The organism is Pseudoalteromonas sp. CO348, from assembly GCF_004208845.1.
In the GTDB taxonomy this organism is placed as follows: domain Bacteria; phylum Pseudomonadota; class Gammaproteobacteria; order Enterobacterales; family Alteromonadaceae; genus Pseudoalteromonas; species Pseudoalteromonas maricaloris.
This window is the reverse complement of sequence record NZ_SGPI01000033.1, coordinates 338,718-356,034: the sequence shown is the minus strand read 5'-3', so window position 1 is coordinate 356,034 and position 17,317 is coordinate 338,718. Positions and strand designations below refer to the sequence as shown.

The following is a 17,317-nucleotide window of genomic DNA, read 5'->3' as shown; positions in this document are numbered from 1 at the left end:
CTCTTTAACACTATTTGAACTCATGAGTCATAGACAATAAAAAAGCGGCATCTGCCGCTTTTTTAAGATTTTACAATCACCACCTTTGGTGAGCGAGGATTACGATAATCTAAGCGGATTTCGTACCAACCTTTTTTACTTGGCTTGAAACTAAAGTAGTTATACACCGTGTTACAATCCGCGACCAGCGGTTGTCCTAGCATTAACTGCCCTTCACTCTTATAGCCACAGTTGTAGCCTTCACTCCACTGCTCATCAGCAATTTTAAATTCATACACTTTACCTGGGCTCATAAATCTTGCTTTTGTTGCGTAGATCCCCGGTTGTGTTTCTTCAAGGCGATACTGAGGTTCGGCATCCCACAGAGTGAAGTCACCGCGTAAATACATTGTCTTATCCAACTCACCAGCAACAACCGGTGAAGTTGACGTTGTTGGCAATTGAAAGTTACTACTACAAGCGGTAAGTGCTAATAGCGCAATCGCCATTGCCCCTTGTTTTTTAATCATAGCTAGACAGCCTTTTACTTGCTTTTACCAATCAGCAAAAAGCCAGCAGTTGCTGGCTTTTGTATCAGCAATTAATTTTGTAACACTGAAATATCTGCAGTATTAAGGAATAACTTACTTAACTGACCAAGTAGTGCTAAACGATTAGCTTTAACCGCTTCATCGTCCGCCATTACCATAACATTATCAAAGAAGTTATCTACTGCTTCACGTAAACTCGCTAAACGCGTCAGTGCAGTTTGATAATCACCTTCAGCGTAAACAGGTGCAAGCTCAGCAGTTAACGCAGCAACTTGTGCAGCCAATGTTTGCTCAGCTTCTTCTTGCAGGAGTGAGCTCTCCACCGCAGCTTCTGACGCGACGTTATTCTTCGCTAGAATGTTGTTTACACGCTTATTGGCAGCAGCTAACGCTTCAGCTTCCGCCAACGTTCTAAAGTGACTAACCGCTTTTACTCGGCGATCAAAATCAACTGGGCTCGTTGGACGTCTTGCAAGTACTGCTTGGATCACATCCACGCTGATACCTTCATCTTGGTACCAGGCACGGAAACGACCTAACATAAACTCAACCACTTCATCGGCAACATTTGCATTGCTTAGCTTATCACCGAATAACGTCATTGCTTCGGCAACTATATCCTGAATGTCTAATGGTAGTTCTTTTTCTACCATAATACGCAATGCGCCTATGGCAGCACGGCGAAGTGCAAACGGGTCTTTATCGCCTTTTGGTGTCTGGCCGATACCAAAAATGCCAACCAGAGTATCAAACTTATCCGCAAGCGCCACGGCAAAACTGATTGGGTTAGACGGTAGGTTATCACCAGCAAAACGCGGCATATATTGCTCATTTTGTGCTAGTGCGACTTCTTCCGCTTCGCCATCAATGCGCGCGTAATGCATACCCATCACGCCCTGAACGTCAGTAAATTCCATGACCATTTCAGTCATTAAATCCGTTTTACTTAGTAAACCTGCACGCTCTGCCAATGCCTTATCAGCACCAAGCTGCTCCGCAATAAAACCAGCGAGCGCAGAGATACGCTCTGACTTGTCTTTTAGTGTGCCAAGCTGCTTCTGAAATAACACTGAATCAAGTGACTCAAGACGACTTTCCAGTGTTTTCTTCTTATCCGTTTCAAAGAAGAACTGAGCATCTGCCAGACGTGGGCGAACCACTTTCTCGTTACCCGAGATCACCACGCTCGGATCTTTACTTTCAATGTTAGAAACAAACAAGAACTTGTTGATCAAGTTGCCTTGCTTATCTAACAGTGGAAAGTATTTTTGGTCGTCTTTCATGGTGTAGATAAGTGCTTCATCAGGCACTTGCAAGAAGGCTTCTTCAAAAGATGCAACCAAAGTTACTGGCCACTCGACTAGTGATGTAACTTCTTCAAGAAGATCTTCATCCATCGCCACTTGCGCGCCGAGCTTTTCAGCTTCAGCTTCAATTTGACCACGAATTAATGCTTTACGTGCTTCATAATCCGCAATAACGTATGCACCTTTTAGCACTGCATGACTATCATCAGCATGTTCAACACGAACACGCTCAGGGTGATGGAAGCGATGTCCTTGCAACTCATTGCTGATGGCTTTACCTAGCACTTCACCTTCAACTTGTTGACTACCAAGTAGTGCAGCCACAGTATGCACAGGACGGATAAATTGCGTCTTGTTCGCACCCCAGCGCATCGGCTTTGGAATAGGTAACTTAGCCAATGCTTTGTTGATCACATCGCTTAGTAACGCTAAGGTCTGTTGCCCCTCTACTTTCGCCTTGTGTAGCAGCCAAGTGCCTTTATCAGTTTCTAAACGCTCAGCATCGATAATATCAATACCACAACCACGAGCCCAACCTAGCGCCGCTTTAGTCGCGTTACCATCGGCGTCAAATGCCGCCTGAATAGCTGGACCACGCTTTTCAACCACTTTGTCGGCTTGTTGCGTTTGTAATGCTTTAACTTGAATACCTAAGCGACGAGGTGATGCATACCAGCTCACGCCTTCATGGCTAAGCTCTAATGCTTCTAGCTCTTGCCTAGTATTTTCTGCGAATGACTCAGCAAGGTTGCGTAACGCCTTTGGTGGTAGCTCTTCGGTACCAATTTCTACGAGTAAGTTTTCAGTCGACATTATTTATCCTTACAAAGCGGGAAGCCAAGTGCTTCACGTGCGTCATAGTAAGCCTGTGCACAGGCTTTTGATAAAGCACGAACTCTTAATATATAGCGCTGACGCTCAGTTACTGAGATAGCATGACGTGCGTCTAACAGGTTAAATGCATGAGATGCCTTCATTACCTGCTCATAAGCTGGTAGAGGAAGCCCTGCTTCGATTAGCTTTTCGCTTTCTTTTTCACACTGGTCAAACTGCTTGAATAATGCCTCTACATCCGCATATTCAAAGTTATATGTCGACTGTTCTATCTCGTTTTGCATGAACACGTCACCATAAGTTACGCGTCCCATTGGACCATCTGTCCAAACGAGATCATAAATGCTATCTACACCTTGTATATACATTGCAAGGCGCTCTAAACCATACGTAATTTCACCCGTTACCGGTGAGCATTCAATACCGCCAACTTGCTGGAAGTAAGTAAACTGAGTCACTTCCATGCCATTCAACCATACTTCCCAACCTAATCCCCAAGCACCTAGCGTTGGTGACTCCCAGTTATCTTCAACAAAGCGCACTTCGTGCGTTAATGTATCAATGCCCAACGCTTCTAAAGAGCCTAGGTAGAGCTCCTGAATATTCTCAGGCGATGGCTTCAATACAACTTGGAATTGGTAGTAATGCTGAAGACGGTTAGGGTTTTCACCATAGCGACCATCTGTCGGGCGGCGACAAGGTTGTACGTATGCGCTCGACATTGGCTCAGGACCAATGGACTTAAGGAAGGTCATCGGGTGGAATGTACCCGCACCAACTTCCATATCTAAAGGTTGAGCTACAACACAGCCTTGCTGCGCCCAGTAATCCTGTAAAGCCAGGATCAAACCTTGGAAGGTTTTGATATCGTATTTTTGCATAGTTGGCTTATTTTTATCTGGTACTTATCGTATGTAAACGCCTTCAGTAATTTGGCGCTCACGCTAGATTCAATGATTGAAAATTATGCTCAGTATACCGCGAGCGTAGGAGGGTTTTAAGCTTTAAAGCATAAAAAAAGGAGGGAAAATCCCTCCTTTTTACTAGATGTGTGTGAGATCTCACAATTAGTGACAATAACACCCATGTAGATTAAAGCATTGGCAAGGATCATGAGAAACTATGAGTGACCGTTTTCTCATGATCTTTGGAAGTATCAAACTAGATTCTCATGATTCTTGATATTCATAAGAGCACACTCTGAGTTAGATAGCTTTGTCTTCTTAAAGAGCTATGAATCATAGCCTAACTTTAACTCTGGGCTTTTCAAAAGCAAAAGATCTTAAAAGAACATTAATGAAGATTTTTGCCTTTCTTTTGCTATAAGCATGCTTGCCATCTAAGCGTTCAATCCCTCGTTCAATAAGTCGTGCCAGAAAAGCAGTCACTATTTTCAGCTCAACATAAAATGTATAACTTATAACTGGAAAAGTGATAAAAATAGTAAAGAGTTCTTTTCTAGAAGCTTCATCATAGAATTTAAACACAGACTCAATCGTAGCCCCTCCTTTAATAGAAAGAGCAACAATGCTGGCACATAGCGTTAAAAACATAGCCAGCACTCTAGGTTTAGACTCATCAGTAAAGATATGCTCCATAATTTTCCGAGCACTCAGCTTTTCTAATGATGAATATTTTTGGCGCAGAGAAAGTGATACATCAATATCCTTGGCCAAAGACAAATACTCAGACTCCTTATATGGCATCGCTTTAAGGAGCCACATTTTTTCAAGTTTCCATAACTTGTCTTCGTTCGTTTGAAGTACTGATTGTGCCCGTTGTCGAGCCAACTGGTCTTTTTTTAATAATATTTTTAACCAACTAAGAAACGTTAAAACACAAAAAGATAGAAAGAAAGTGGCCTTTACAACTTGGCTCACCTCATCAATCTCCAAGTACTTTTCTATTTCAATAAGGCCAACAAGCCACCAGATAGAAATAAACGACAGTGAGCTTGAGGTTACAACCCCCCAAAAAAGCCAAGCTCCAGGTGAAAATACGCCTTTATATGATTCAAAAATACAATAATATTCATTTATGGTTGTATGCATATTCCGCATACCTACTCCTTAAGTGATATTTATGGCAGCATATATCTCACATAAGGTTATCCGCGTGAGTAAATTCAGCCTTGCTAGTTGGTAGCTTCATCAACAGCCTCTTTTATTGCCCTCATATAAATAACAATAACATCTATATAGGTCTTTAAGTCACCAAATGATACATCTGCAGCCGTATCATTATGATGAACTATATTGTTCCTTTTAGTCACAATTGCGTTTATTAGATCTTTGTTGCTCTCAAAGCCCCCATTTTTAGTTAAATCAACTCCTAGTAACTGAAATAGCTTTAAGGTTCTATAAGGATTGGCTGATATTTCGTTTGCTATATCTTTTTTTGCTACAGGCAAAGAAATGTCATCGTAGCTTAAGTTTTTGTCTTTTATCCCGGTAGCTAACTTCCAATGTAAAAAGTTATGCGGAATTTTTGCAGAAGCCACTCGGTTCGAGATCGTTTGACCATGCCTAAAGGCCACATCTTGTAAGAATGCTTCAAGATAGCTGCAAACACTTATCAAATATGACTTTACAAAAAAGTTAACGTTATCTATAAAAAGAGGATCTGGCTCTTTACAAAGAACTCGTTGTTCAGAACTATCAACAACCTCTTTCAGTGATTGGAATAGTTTCGAATACTGAGTTAATAGGCATGAATTAGTTGACTGCATCATCTAAAAGAGGTCTCCATAGATTTCTTCTTCTCAAAATCGATGTTTTCTTTTGCAAACCCCCTGATAGTGTTCGCCTAAATTCCTCACTAGAGCATAATTGAACGTAAGCCTCTTTAATTTTTTCTTTTTTGTCCTGCACCAATTCCTTATCCAATAAGCCCACGGTAACCATCAGCAAATCGTAATGAACCATTCCTTGCTTTGGCCTTTCACGGGTTACATCAGAAAATAACTCACCTTCGAAAACTTCCTTACAGTTGTTCAGTGCATCATGAAACCTATCACGAAGCTGCGAAATTTCATCTAGATCTGACTCAAATTTTTGCTCCATATAATTATCAAGAAAATCGCTAAGTACGTCGCTAAAGCTCTCTAGCTGAAGATCATCTGAAAATGCGAGAAACCTCAATACTTGCTCATCAGGCTCTCTATTATCTCGAACTTTATCACTGCCATCCACGAGGCCAAAATTTCTGATCTCATCAATTTCGGCCAACTCAACAAGAAGGTCATCAAGAGGCCCAGGATAAATAGCATGCCTTATTTCTTGTGGGCTCAGTTGAACAGCTCCTTGGTTAAGCCTTGCAAAGATTTCTCTAATTAGGTATTTAGGGTTTTCTTTACGAAGAACTATGCAGCGTATTGTTGTTGACTCTAGTTCTGCTTGCAATTCTCCCAGCTCTGAGAACTTTTTCCCCTCTAACTCTTTGAATGTAGTCATCCCTTCCAAAGCAAATTCATCATTAAAGAATCTAGTTATAGTTGTTAGTCTTTGAACTCCATCTATGACCAACTGCTTTCTATCGTCATCTTCAGCAAAGTAACATGAAGGGAGCGGAATTCTCATTAAGCACGACTCTATAAATTTTGATGCTCTGCCCCACCCATCTTTGTCCCATTTATACTTTCTCTGAAAATCAGGGTTCAGTATTGTCTTGGGATTTTTGGAATCTATTCTTGCTACTAACGTTTCAAATGGATAGTCAATTGGATAGAGGTTTAGCGTCTTATCTTGAAGTTCTTCACTCATATTTGTTCCTATATTTTGCTAAGTATCCTTTTCGCATCGATAATTTATAGCGAACCGATAACCCTATTGATAACAAATAACTCACCGCTAGGAAAGCGTTTAGTTCATCGAGCTTCTATTTCTCTCGATTATTAAAAAAATTTAAAAATCAACGAGCTCTCTCATTGAGATACACGCAATTTCAGCAACTCTTGCTTCAAGCTCCGATACCATACTGTTCATTTTCCTTTTTGCTTCATCTCTGCGAATATCTCGTGAAAGTCGAGCACTATCAGTAAAATACTTTATGCCAATTTCTTGTCCAAATTCTTCACTTGATGATAATGACTCTATCCAATTACTACCGTAGAATGGCATCGGCGTCGGGTCATTTTGGTCGTATGCAAACGCCTTGAGAGGATATAGGTCAATAATCTCAACCAACCGCTTGTCGCATGTTAAAAATGACGGGAAAAAATAACGGGCTCCTACACGCGGTCGAGTAGTCAAGTTCAATTCCATTTGTTTTATGTGCCACATATCCCAAGCCATCCCTCTGACAATGGCAAAAAGGTCATCTCGTTTTTTTTGCACTTTTCCAAAAAATTTAAGGCCTTGTCCTCTATCGAAATATGACCTCGCTATCGTTATTTCTCTAAAGCTTATAGTTGCAAGCTCAGAGTCGCACATTCCAATTAACTTATATAACTTAGCCTCAGTGGTACTTTTTGGTTCAGATAGTTGGATAGATATCATGGCAAGGAGATGCCAGTAACTAAAATTGAAGTTAAATTCTACCTGCTTAATTATGCTGGGCTGGCAAAGATCCTGATACAAGCTTGCTATAAGTCCTTGTGCACTTTTCATAAGCTCAGCATTACTAAGAGTTGACTGTACAATGCCAAGCTTCTCCAAAGCCTCAGCATCTATTGTACGAAGAACTTCATAGGCCTTTATTTTCTCAAAGATGCGCTCAGCTTTTTTTGGTTCTAATAGATTTTCCAAATTCTCTAAAACATACGGCATAGGATCAACCTGTACGTCCTTGCGCGAGATAAATTTGAATATTTCTTCAAAGTCACCAGGAAGCCTAGACTTATTGCCTATTATATAAGGCTCTAAATAGCTAATCGCCTGGGTATCCATAGATATTGAGTAATCTATAGGGTACGTAGCTGGCCCACTTCTCATGTCATTAACAGTCTCTTGGTCAAGTACAAATACAGAATCTGTACTGAAAAGACTTCTGACTACAGAACCATCTGAAAAATTATGATTTGTCGAAAAACCTGGCATTGCTCCATCTTTTGCGCCAAATACGATCTTGCAGCCTCGCAAACTGTCGAAATGCAAGTTGAACAATATTAAAGACTCTTCCAATGAATTGGCCATACAAATCTCATTCAGAATCTGCACCTTACTTTGATTCATCCCTTCTCCTTAAGTTTCAAACTGGTAGCTAAAAGGTTAACAGGTGTAGACCATTCAGCTACCTAACTATTGAAGCAAATTTAAGCAGTCCTTACTATAGGTTATTGATGACAGTTTTTTTGGTTGAGTTAGTTATAGCTCAACCAACCACTCCACGGCTTCCACGTCCTCCCTTTGAAATACCTTCTGTCTAAGTTTTACTGGCCAGTCTTTGTCTACGCTGTAGATCTCATAATCCATAAGGTGCTTAATAAGATTGCGAGAGTTGACGCCGGTCGATTTAGATAGCTTTGATAACAACACATATTCAATATGAAAAGCCATGAGGTGTTCATCTGTAATGTCGTAACCATGGTCAGTTTCATCGCTATGTAACAAGCCATAATGCACTAATTCATAGGTAAACTGCTGATTGACCCCGAGTAGCTTGGCTACGCGAGGAACCGAGTAATGGTGGTTCGTTGGCAAGGTGGTATCGAGCCAATGAAGCAAGTCACTCTTTTTAATCGCTAATGACCTAACACTGGGTTTGGCACTGAACTGTTTTGCAATAAGTTCATTGGCTTCAACCGCCTCAAGCAACTTAGATAGCAAGTTTTCGCACTTGTGACCATACGCTCGCATGATATCAGGTATACACAGGTAATCTGACTGAACGACAGCTGTGTGCCTCAACACCGTTTCCATGTACGACTCAATTTCCATTTTCGAGAATTGCCATGTGCTGCAATAATCCGCTTCAGGAGACGAGAACTGCTTGAATGTACCCGCATCCCTTAACTGTTTGAATTGTGCTTTAGTCACACCAAGTAAGGTAGCAGCCTCAGCAGCATTCAACACATCTTTTAAACGAATAACCTTTCTCTCTATATCCGGCTTATAAATCAAAATGGAGGTGTTACATGCCTTTTTCTCTACTTTGCCGGTAAGCATTCCGTCAGCAACGGCGCGACGCAAAGTTCGCTTGGAAAGACCATACATTCGACAAGCTTGTTGTAGCGGTACCCAAGGATGAGTTTGAATCGTTTTGCTAGCAAATAAGTTGTTTCGTTTTGACAGGGCTTTATGCCAGTGATTGTTGATGAACTGTTCAATAACTTCTTTGTATGGCTCAAAGCACGCATGAGTACACAAGTTATAAAAAGTTCTGTAGAACTTCGTAAACCTTGAACTTACTGCACCTTCATCAAATATCTTTAAGGCACATAGATAGTTCCATAACCCCACATAGCCACCAAATAGTGAATGAGCTACCTCATGTAGACATACTTTGGCCGAGTCTTTGTTACTTAGATATTTGTACACTTGCCTCATACTACCGTCAGGTTGAGGCTGAAACCGGACGAATAACTGCAAAAGCTCTGAACGCTCCTCAAGAGTAAGCTCACTAAAGTCCGTCCATAGCAAAGGCATTGATGTATTAGGTAGAGGCTTTCCCTCCAAAAAGCACTGCAGCGCAATAACCTCTTCAGGACACTTCTGAGTTTGTGATATGGCACGTCGCATGTCAAAACCACAGCTGCGGCAATGGTGAAAGGACGTATGCGCAAGACTTAATGTTTTGCCACAATATAGGCATGTATCAAGCAACCAGACGGCATGCTTGATACATGCTGCGGAACATAGAAAGTGCCAGCCATTTTGCCACGCCTCGCCCTCTCGCAAGCATAATGGGCAATACTTCAATTGCTTGCTTAAGTGCTTAAAGTTCAGCTTTGACATTTCAACAAGCATGTTGTGGCGCGCTGCACTAAACTCAATCCACTTGCTTTCTTCGAGTACGGGCTGCAAATTTTTGGCAAATGATGAGTTGCACCTAATTGGGAGCACTAAATCGTTAGGGTCGACTACGTTGATGTCGGCCAGGCGCTTAAAGTAACCTATGGCAGATTCATCATCTGCCAGGGGAATACAAATCGCGGGCCTGCTTATTTTGTTATCCATGCTCGCCCCATTACCCAACAAAAAACGGCATGTTTTGCTTATCTAAGCGCTGCTCGATAAAGCCTTTGTGAAAAGGGTTTTGGCTATCTTTACAATCGCGCCAAATATACTTTTGAAAAGCACCAGCGAGTACATTGTTATCAATCCTTTCTCTGTTCTGAGAATATAGTAACTCACTCGCACCAACCATTAGCTTTACAAGGTAATCTATTAGGCCATTAGTCGCGTAATAAAAGCGAACAATACTTTCATCACCCAATTTTATTTTTTCAGGTAGCCCTATTTGTTCATCAAGTATTCGGATGACCGATGCAAACTTTTTAGCCTCAGCCTTACTGTCAATAGTGAATGGTTCGAGACGCAAAGTTTGGCTAAAGCGCCTTCTTATTTGTTCATTCGCTTTCAACACTTCCTCGGCCTTATCAAGCCCCATTAGTACGGTAGATACCTGCGCTGTATCAATAACACTTTTGAGCCAATCAGATACGCCCCTGAGTGTGATACCTCGTCCGTGCTCAACGAAGTGTTGTAGCTCATCAACAATGAGCATTTGTGTTTGCTTCATTTTCATCACTTCTGTGATCCGGTTAGTCTTTTGTATTGTGTTACCTGATTTAGTAAATGGGTCCTCCAATGCGGCCAAAAATGCTTCGGCAAAGTTCTTTATGTTCGGTTGCGGTGGTGTATTAACAACGATGATCGGGCTTTGATATTCATCATCTTCAATACTGCCATACTTCTTTTTAAGCTGATGAATCAATGTCGTCTTTCCTGAGCCTGATGGCCCTGTACACAACAGGTTTTGCGCAATTCCCGTTTCTCTATGCAATTCAAATGAGCTGATGAGCTCCTTCATTACTTTCTCGTAATTGGGGTGTACGATCACCATTCCTCTGAGCCTTTTAACTACGGCGATGTATTCTGCCCTATTCATCGTCAGCCCCTTCCACCTTAAACCGGTAAAGTGCACCATCATTGGTAAGAGAGTTGTTTTCTCCTGAACTAAAGCGCTTGCTCAATGGTTCTGACTGGCTATTATCTTTAGAAATAGAATAACGAGCCGCTTTGACTCGCCTGCGGTAACTTTTACCCTTCACATCTTTAGTCACTTGCTCCATAAACTCATGTTTATATTCAAGTAACTTTTGTTGGCTAAAATCTTTTATGCCCTTTGTTTTTTGCTCGGCAATAATTGCCTTATGCGTACGTTTTGTTAGTCCGTCTGCATAATCTGATTTTGTACAACTAACTTTAAAAAAATACGGTGGACTCTCGGTTTCATTTAATACCCATATATGCCCCATGTTCATCGGATCAAAACGAACACTGACTGATTCAACACGATTTTTATGACGAAGTAATCCAAGTTCGGTACTGTTGTAAAGCAGGTTATTTATCTCAACACCTTTGTGACTGAGGGTACGTGTAGCCTCCTTACACAGTGCGATATCAAACTGCTCTTTGCTTTCTGGCAATAGCGGTTCAACTACACCGAGCCCTTCTAGCCAAAGCCCTACCGGTGTTCTGTGTGTCGCTCTATGAACTCGATTCTGGTAAATATTGATGATCCATTCATGAATGTGGTTATTAATGTCATTCAGGGTGAATATAGCTTCCTCCATCGATTGATAGTCACCTCTGTCGTTGGCATTCGAGCGTGTTGTACCTGGGAAGTTATGGCTCGTAGATAGATTCATTGTTTTTATAAAGCGCTCAACAGCGCCCTTGTAATGTGGCTGCTTTTTCGGACAAAACTGTAAATTAATCATTAGCTCTTTACATACTCGCCTTAAGTTACCTGAATGAAACTCAAGACCGTTATCACATATCAAAGTGTGCGGCACTCCGAAGCTCTCCCAGCGCTCTTTAACTCTGCTCATTTCATTACAGTAATCTTTAGTAAACACCGCATTTTTCAGTGCATGCATCACAGATATTTCTGAAGGAGGCTCTAAGCTTACATAGAACCCTAAGATCATCTTTGAGAAATAATCTAACAACACCGTAAAGGTTGGCCGGCCAACAACTGTTTTGGCTTGCCCATCAACAGCAAAAACATCAAGTGGTGTGTGATCAACTTCAACTCGCTCTAAGATTCGTGTTACAACGGGCCCAGCCCCTGCAATCCGAAAATGTTTCTCTGCTGCGTATTTACCCTTTCGGGCAGCCATCTCATCAAACTTATCTAATGAATTAAACATGCGATAAAACTGAGCTCGGCTTGGTGTGCATATCTCAACTTCGTAAGGTCCAGTCATTTTCATCTTGTTAAGCCGAATGAGGAAGGCATCGTATACCTCTGATTTTGGTCTGCACTGACGGTTTAAATATATCTCTTCAACTACCTCATTAAATGCTTGTATTACATGCCGACTGAACTTTCGAGACGTTGAAGAGCCAGACTTCTTATTAACTAAACTCATTGGATCATGGCTTGAGCTTTCCCATTTACGCCACCATCTGTACACCGTGCTCGCCGAGGGTTTCGCCCCTTTCAGCTCAGAGTGAATACAGTCGACCACATCTTCAATTCCTTTTGTTGTTGGCTTACTACCAAGCCAACGAACCACACTTTGTAAATACACAAGCCTGATCTCAAGTTGCGCTTTTTGTTCATCACTCAACGTTGATAGATCTGCGGATTTTTTAGTGGTTTGTTTACGCTGCGTTCCATGCAGAATGACACGTCCATTACTATGCATATCTCGCAGCGCGTATTTAGATTCGATAAGTAGTGAGCCATCTTTAAGGGCAACCAAGTAGCATTTGTCATCAACGATTCTATCTATAAGATAATCCGCATTATCTAAGGTCAGATGCAAACCAGCATGTAAAGATACGGTTCTCATGGTGCTTCTCCTCATTGTATATACAATTACTTTCTAGTGAGATAAGGCTTAATAAGTCTATTGTTATCAGGCCTTTTGCGATTGCTGAATAGAGCGTTTTCAAAGCAACACCCGCTGAGATAAGCGAGCCAAAGCTTGTCTCACATTCTTTGAAAGCAACTCTCAGTAGCTCTATATCCTCTTGTTTAATATCAACTTGGTTATACGGATGGATAAGCGAGATGTTTTGCTGCAAGGCATCATTTGCAACGTGTGAGTCGGTGATAAAACAAAGTGTTTCTCCTTGCTTTTCAAGTGCATCGGCTATGGCTAAGTATTTTGCTTTAATTGGCTGACTTAACAGCCTCCTCTTTGGTTTCACTTCAACATAGATGCGCTGGCCACCACTTAAAATAACTTCAAAGTCGGGATAGTAGCGCTTTTGCACGCCATCGATTAAAAAGCTGAAGAGTCTAGGCTGTTCTCGATATGACACAACACTATCGCAGTACTCGAGTAACCTAATGGCTTTAAGCTCAAGTTGTGACTCCCAAGAAATGGATGCTTGGTTTTTTGCAGAGGGAAAGCGACCGACCACTCGCCCTTTTGAACGAGTAACAGGCTCTCTGACTCGTCCACTCGAAGCGACTAATGAAAAATTTTTTCCATTAGTTTTTGGATCACGCACTTCAGCGTAATCTACTGTTTTTACAGACATAGTAACCCCTTACCAAAATGGTAATGACTTAAATCATTGATTTTTCATGTAAGGGTTCAGTTGCGCGGTCAAATTAGAGATGTCATACTATTCTTGCTATGGAGATAGTTTGACTATTTCTTTTTGACGGGGCTTTCCAAACCCTTTTGGTTTGCCCTGTTAAATCCTCTTCAATATTTTCATATTCGCCTTATTTTTTAGTTTGCCCATCTGTCTATATTACCAATAAATACCCAGTTTTTGAATTAATCTCTATAAAAAGTTAATATATATCAAAAACTTAGAATGTATGAATTCATACATTTGCGCCACTTTGCTATCTAGCATTACTTCACTAAGTTTCAGACATAAAAAAGCCACCCTAATTAGGATGGCTTCTTAGTAACTTTCACGAATTATGAGATTTTATTTCACGGCTATGAGACACATTGCCATGAATTATGAGATCCCACAATGTGTGAGTTTACACGTCTAAGTTAACAACTCTCAGTGCATTTGTTTCAATAAACTCTCGACGAGGTTCAACTTGGTCACCCATCAAGGTTGCAAACAATTGGTCTGCAGCAATGGCATCTTCAATGGTCACACGTAGCATACGGCGAGCATCTGGATCCATCGTTGTTTCCCAAAGTTGGTCAGGGTTCATCTCACCCAATCCTTTATAGCGTTGTGTATACAAGCCACGCTTAGACTCTGAGATAAGCCATTCAAGACCAGCCTCAAAATATTCGATTGCTTGAGTCTTCTCACCACGCTGTACATAACCGCCTTCGCTGATCAAACTACCAATCTGACGACCCGTGTTCGCAATGCGGACATAATCTTTAGATGTAATAAAGTCGAAGTTCAAAGTATGTGCTTTATCAACACCATGCTGACGAATATTGATCACCGGATAATACATGTGGCGCTCTTCATCAAATGCAACTTCTGCGTTGAAGATAGTGGCGTCTTCGTCTTTCTTCACAAGATCAGCAACCAAGTTTTCAGTCCACGCCGTTACTTTTGCTTCATCAGATAAGTCTGACTCGGTTAGCTCTGGGTGATAAAGCAAACGGTTCATGATTGAAGACGGATACTTACGCTTTAAACGCTCAATGATATCTATCGTATTCTGATAATCATGTACTAGGTTTTCTAGTCTGTTACCTGTAATTGGCTCTGCACCTTCCGACGGATATAGCGATGCTTCGTTTAGAGCTAATGTCGTCAAATATGAAGTTAGCGCATTATCATCTTTAATATAACGCTCTTGCTTACCCTTCTTCACTTTATATAGTGGTGGTTGAGCAATATAGACGTAACCGCGTTCGATGATCTCTGGCATTTGACGATAGAAGAAAGTCAGTAGCAGTGTACGGATGTGTGAACCATCCACGTCCGCATCGGTCATGATGATGATGCGGTGATATCTTAGCTTTTCAGGGTTATATTCATCACGTCCAATACCGCAACCTAATGCAGTAATTAGTGTTGCCACTTCCTGAGAAGAAAGCATCTTATCAAAGCGTGCTTTTTCTACGTTCAGGATTTTACCTTTGAGCGGCAGGATTGCTTGGTTCTTACGATTACGACCTTGCTTAGCAGAACCACCCGCCGAGTCACCCTCCACTATATATAGTTCAGAAAGTGCAGGATCTCGTTCTTGGCAGTCAGCGAGTTTACCCGGTAGACCAGCTAAATCCATAACGCCCTTACGACGAGTCATTTCACGGGCCTTACGTGCAGCTTCACGTGCTCGCGCAGCATCAACGATTTTGTTTACAACGGTTTTTGCATCGCCTGGGTTTTCTAGCAAGAATTCAGTTAGCTTTTCAGCCATCATTTGCTCAACAGCCCCTTTCACTTCACTAGAAACGAGCTTATCTTTTGTCTGTGAAGAGAACTTAGGATCAGGAACTTTAACACTAACAACAGCAGTCAAACCTTCACGGGCATCGTCACCCGTAGCACTGGTTTTATACTTTTTATTAAAGCCTTCTTTTTCCATGTAGGTGTTAAGCGTACGCGTAAGTGCTGCACGGAAACCCGCTAAGTGAGTACCACCATCGCGTTGAGGAATATTATTGGTAAAACAATAGATGTTTTCTTGGAAACCATCATTCCATTGCATAGAGACTTCTACGCTAATGCCATCATCACGCTCAGTCGAAAAGTGGAAAACACTTTGATGAACTGGTGTCTTCTTACGATTTAGATACGCAACGAATGCTTGAATACCGCCTTCGTACTTGAAGTGATCTTGTTTATTCTCTTCGCGCTCATCATTCAAAATGATGCTTACACCAGAGTTAAGGAAAGATAATTCACGTAGGCGCTTAGCTAGAATATCGTAATGGAAATTTGTATCTGAGAACGTTTCAGCACTTGGCCAGAATCTCAATTCTGTACCAGTAGATTCCGCTTCACCGATAACACCTAACGGCGCATCTGGAACACCCATAGTGTATTTTTGTTGATGCACTTTGCCATCACGGCGGATTGTTAATTGTAGTTTTTCAGAAAGTGCATTTACAACAGAAACACCTACACCGTGCAAACCGCCAGATACTTTATATGAGTTATCATCAAATTTACCACCGGCATGTAGTACTGTCATGATAACTTCTGCTGCAGAAACCCCTTCTTCTTCGTGAATTGAAGTTGGGATACCACGACCATTATCTCGAACAGATACAGAGCCATCGGTATGAATTGTTACGAAAATATCGTCACAATATCCTGCTAGTGCTTCGTCGATTGAGTTATCAACGACCTCAAACACCATGTGATGTAAACCAGTACCATCGTCTGTGTCACCGATATACATTCCCGGACGCTTTCTTACAGCATCCAATCCTTTAAGTACTTTAATACTCGACGAATCGTAATTTTCCGACATGGTTTCTTCCAATTATTTTGTTATTAAGCTGCCATGTTCCACGTGGAACATTTTAATTTCACGTTCCATTGGTTCAATAACGGCGGCAATACTTTCTGGAGTAATAGCAGTGATAAACAGCTGTGACTGACATTGCGCCAACAGACGCGATACCGCCACCTTAGTATCTTCACTAAGCTCCGAAGGTAAATCATCAATAAGCAGAATTGACTGCTTATTACTCTCTTGGTCAATCAAACTGTTTTGCATTACTTTAAGTGCATACAGTAATAGCTTGAGTTGACCACGAGAAAAAATATGTTCTACGCTGTTTCCTTGAGTATAAAAGTTAAAGTCAGCCTTATGCGGCCCTTTACTTGTATAGCCAAGTTTTACATCTCGCTCTAACTGATTTGTTAATACCTCAGCTAGTTCCCCCTTCCAGCCCGCTTGAAAGCGAATTTCAAGGCCTTTAAAGATAGGGCTTATATCCCCTATCTTATCAAAAAAATGCGTCTGAAACCTACCTATATAAGCCTCTCTAAACATATTTATTTGCTCAGCAAGGCGTACAAACTCCTTATCCCAATAACTTAGCTGGGATTGGAGATCTCTCGGTTTAGATTTCAATAAAGCGTTACGTTGCTTGAGCACCTGATTGAACATTTTCCATGTGGAATAAAACTGATGTTCCACGTGGAACACACCTAAATCAAGAAACTTACGACGCTCTTTTGGACCACCAAAAAACAGCTCATAGCTTTCAGGCGTAATAACTTGAACAGGTAAAACCTGCGCTAATTCTGCCACTTTCCGGCTTGCCTGCCCCTGAATTCGAAGCTTAGTTTCACCACTGGTATATTTACTAATGCCAAGCGGTATAGACAAGTTATGTAGTTGTTTTTTAGCATGAACAACGCAATGAGAAGCCTCATGCTTGATCATTAATTTTTGCAGATTGGTACGGAAAGATTTACCACTGGAGAGAAAGTAAATGGCTTCGAGCAGACTGGTTTTACCGCTACCATTTTCACCGAGAATGACATTAACGGCATTGCTAGGTGAAAGCGCCATCGCCTCAATGTTTCGAAATGCATTGAGGCTAAGGTGAGTTAAACTCATAAC

General features: G+C 41.4%; 13 protein-coding genes. All 13 read right to left on the bottom strand.

Features of this window, described 5'->3' with window-relative positions; genetic code table 11:
• Positions 1-62: 62 nt before the first annotated feature.
• Entirely contained in the window at positions 63-509 is a 447-nt protein-coding gene (locus EXT48_RS18040; protein ID WP_130165250.1) for a hypothetical protein, read from the bottom strand.
• 71 nt (positions 510-580) lie between these two features.
• A complete protein-coding gene (gene glyS, locus EXT48_RS18035; RefSeq protein WP_130165249.1) occupies positions 581-2,650 on the bottom strand; it encodes a glycine--tRNA ligase subunit beta in 2,070 nt (689 codons plus the stop codon).
• Complete coding sequence (glyQ, locus tag EXT48_RS18030; protein WP_010376835.1) at positions 2,650-3,552, bottom strand: glycine--tRNA ligase subunit alpha; 903 nt, start codon at positions 3,550-3,552, stop codon at positions 2,650-2,652. Before glyQ ends, glyS begins: the two co-directional genes overlap by 1 nt.
• Before the next feature lie 357 nt (positions 3,553-3,909).
• The gene (locus tag EXT48_RS18025; RefSeq protein ID WP_130165248.1) at positions 3,910-4,722 is read right to left on the bottom strand and encodes a hypothetical protein; all 813 of its coding nucleotides are present in this window, start codon (positions 4,720-4,722) and stop codon (positions 3,910-3,912) included.
• Positions 4,723-4,805: 83 nt separating this feature from the next.
• The gene (locus tag EXT48_RS18020; protein WP_130165247.1) at positions 4,806-5,402 is read right to left on the bottom strand and encodes a HEPN domain-containing protein; all 597 of its coding nucleotides are present in this window, start codon (positions 5,400-5,402) and stop codon (positions 4,806-4,808) included.
• Positions 5,386-6,432: a DUF262 domain-containing protein gene (locus tag EXT48_RS18015; RefSeq protein ID WP_130165246.1), complete on the bottom strand. Its 1,047-nt coding sequence runs from the start codon at positions 6,430-6,432 to the stop codon at positions 5,386-5,388. Before EXT48_RS18015 ends, EXT48_RS18020 begins: the two co-directional genes overlap by 17 nt.
• 141 nt (positions 6,433-6,573) lie before the next feature.
• Positions 6,574-7,842, bottom strand: coding sequence for a hypothetical protein (locus tag EXT48_RS18010; RefSeq protein WP_130165245.1), 1,269 nt, complete (start codon positions 7,840-7,842; stop codon positions 6,574-6,576).
• Positions 7,843-7,974: 132 nt separating this feature from the next.
• The gene (locus EXT48_RS18005; protein WP_130165244.1) at positions 7,975-9,786 is read right to left on the bottom strand and encodes a hypothetical protein; all 1,812 of its coding nucleotides are present in this window, start codon (positions 9,784-9,786) and stop codon (positions 7,975-7,977) included.
• A gap of 10 nt (positions 9,787-9,796) precedes the next feature.
• Entirely contained in the window at positions 9,797-10,720 is a 924-nt protein-coding gene (locus EXT48_RS18000; RefSeq protein ID WP_165384122.1) for a TniB family NTP-binding protein, read from the bottom strand.
• Positions 10,713-12,635 carry a Mu transposase C-terminal domain-containing protein gene (locus EXT48_RS17995; protein WP_165384121.1) on the bottom strand — a complete coding sequence of 641 codons (1,923 nt, stop codon included), beginning with the start codon at positions 12,633-12,635 and terminating at the stop codon, positions 10,713-10,715. The genes EXT48_RS18000 and EXT48_RS17995 overlap by 8 nt, the downstream gene beginning before the upstream one ends.
• On the bottom strand, positions 12,589-13,332 hold the full coding sequence (locus tag EXT48_RS17990) for a TnsA endonuclease N-terminal domain-containing protein (RefSeq protein ID WP_130165241.1): 744 nt from the start codon (positions 13,330-13,332) through the stop codon (positions 12,589-12,591). Before EXT48_RS17990 ends, EXT48_RS17995 begins: the two co-directional genes overlap by 47 nt.
• Positions 13,333-13,795: 463 nt before the next feature.
• Complete coding sequence (gene gyrB / locus EXT48_RS17985; protein ID WP_045988477.1) at positions 13,796-16,213, bottom strand: DNA topoisomerase (ATP-hydrolyzing) subunit B; 2,418 nt, start codon at positions 16,211-16,213, stop codon at positions 13,796-13,798.
• A 12-nt stretch (positions 16,214-16,225) separates the two neighbouring features.
• Positions 16,226-17,314, bottom strand: coding sequence for a DNA replication/repair protein RecF (gene recF, locus EXT48_RS17980; RefSeq protein ID WP_010604162.1), 1,089 nt, complete (start codon positions 17,312-17,314; stop codon positions 16,226-16,228).
• Between the last annotated feature and the right edge of the window lie 3 nt (positions 17,315-17,317).